This window comes from Nocardia sp. NPDC004718 (assembly GCF_053601535.1).
Genome location: NZ_JBSGCA010000010.1, coordinates 96,594 through 98,992 on the forward strand (window position 1 = coordinate 96,594; position 2,399 = coordinate 98,992).

Consider the following 2,399-nt stretch of genomic DNA (forward strand, 5'->3'; position numbering starts at 1 on the left):
CGTGCTCGACGACACCGGATTCGGACAGCTCGGATGTTACGGCAGTCCCATTTCCACGCCGCATTTCGACGCGTTGGCCGCAGGCGGCCTGCTGTACAACAATATGCACACGACGGCGTTGTGCTCACCGTCGCGTTCCTGTCTCATCACCGGGCGTAATCATCACGCCAACGCCATGGCGGGCATCACGGAGATCGCCACCGGGTATCCGGGCTACAACGGCAACATTCCATTCGAGAACGGATTCCTCTCGGAGATGCTGTTGCAGCACGGCTACAACACCTACATGGTCGGCAAATGGCATCTGGTGCCGTCGGAGCAGGAATCCGCCGCAGGCCCCTACGATCGTTGGCCGCTCGGGCGGGGCTTCGAGCGGTTCTACGGATTCCTCGGCGGCGACACCAGCCAGTGGTATCCGGATCTGGTCTACGACAACCATCAGGTCGAGCCGCCCGCCACCCCGGAGGATGGCTACCACCTGACCGCCGACCTGGTGGACAAGGCGATCTCCTTCATCGCCGGCGCCAAACAGGTCGCTCCGGACAAGCCGTTCTTCTTGAACTTCTGCACCGGCGCCACACACGCGCCGCACCACGTGCCGAGGGAGTGGGCGGACCGTTACCGCGGCCGATTCGACGGCGGCTGGGACGCCTATCGCGAATACACGTTCGACCGGCAGCGCGAGCTCGGTGTCGTACCACCGGACGCGCGGCTTTCCCGCCGCGATCCGGATGTGCCCGAATGGACTGCGCTGTCCGCCGACGCACGCCGCCTGGCGGCACGAATGATGGAGGTCTACGCCGGATTCCTCACCCATACCGACCACCACATCGGACGACTGCTCGAGTTCCTCGACCAGATCGGCCAGCTGGACAACACCCTGCTCATGCTCGTGTCCGACAACGGCGCCAGCCCGGAGGGCGGGGTCACCGGAACCACGAACGAACTGCAGTTCTTCAACAACGCCCCGGAACCGATCGTGGACAGCCTGCGCGCCATCGACGAGCTGGGCGGTCCGACCACGTTCAACCACTATCCGTGGGGTTGGACCTGGGCGGGCAATACTCCCTTCCGGCGGTGGAAACGCGAAACCTACCGCGGCGGCGTCAGCGATCCCTTCCTGGTCCACTGGCCTCGGGGCATCACCGCACAGGGTGAGATCCGAACCCAGTACGCGCACCTGATCGACGTCGTTCCCACCGTCCTCGACGCTTTCGGCCTCGAACCGCCGGACACCATCAAGGGCGTATCCCAGTCCCCCTTGCATGGTGTCGGTTTCGCCCACACTTTCGACGATTCCACCGCGGCGACCCGGCACCACACGCAGTACTTCGAAATGCTCGGCCACCGAGCCATCGACCACAACGGCTGGCGGGCCGTGTGCCCCTGGCCGGGCCCGTCCTTCGCCGAAGCGGACCGGCCGTTCGGCACGCCGATCACGGCCGATGACCTCGGCCGCCTCGACGCCGACGATTGGGAGCTCTACCACGTCGCCGAGGACTTCGCCGAGACCCGTGACCTCGCCGCTGAACGTCGAGACAAACTCAACGAGATGATCGCCCTGTGGTATGTGGAAGCAGGCCGCTACGACGTGCTGCCGATCGACGGCAGCGGATTGCAACGCCTGCTCGCCGAGCGCCCGCAGATCACGCCCGCGCAGACCCGATACACCCTGCGCCCGGACACCGAGACGCTGCCTGCCGCCGTCTCGCCGCGGGTACTGAACCGCCCGCACAGCGTCACCGCCGAAGTGGAGATCCCGTCCGGCGGCGCCGAGGGCGTCTTGCTGTGCCAGGGCACCAATGCCGGAGGCTGGACCTTCTTCGTCGCAGACGGCCACCTGCACTACGCCCACAACTACGTGCAGCGCACCGTGCACCGCGTCGCCTCGACACGAACCATCCCGGAAGGCCGCCACGAATTGCGCTTCGAATTCGAACCCACCGGCGCACCGGATTTCGGCAATGGAAAGGGCACCCCTGGCACCGCCCGGCTCTACATCGACCGCAGCCCGGCAGGCGAAGCCGATTTCCCGTTCATCACGCCGGTCGCGTTCAACCCCGGTGGGATGACCTGCGGCGCCAACCCGGGCTCCGCGGTGGTGCCCGACTACCGGCCGCCCTTCCGGTTCACCGGCACGTTGCGCACGGTCGTCGTGGACCTCTCCGGGGAACTGACGACGGACGCCAAGAGCGAGATGCGCATGCACATGGCTCGGCAGTAACCGATACCGTGCCCGCCGCGCTTGCCAGCACCCGGGTCGTCACCACACCCGCGACCGTGGGATCCGGCTGTCCTCGACAGCGCGCGGGAAGGGCGGCGATCCGGCACGGGAACAGCCTGGGAGAGTGTCCGCACGCTGTTCCCGTGCCGGGATGGAACAAGACGGCGCGGGACCG

At 66.7% G+C, this 2,399-nt stretch carries 1 protein-coding gene; it reads left to right on the top strand.

Features of this window, described 5'->3' with window-relative positions:
• Nucleotide 1 precedes the first annotated feature (1 nt).
• Nucleotides 2-2,224 carry an arylsulfatase gene (locus tag ACWEH3_RS10525; RefSeq protein WP_450025314.1) on the top strand — a complete coding sequence of 741 codons (2,223 nt, stop codon included), beginning with the start codon at nt 2-4 and terminating at the stop codon, nt 2,222-2,224.
• Nucleotides 2,225-2,399 lie beyond the last annotated feature (175 nt).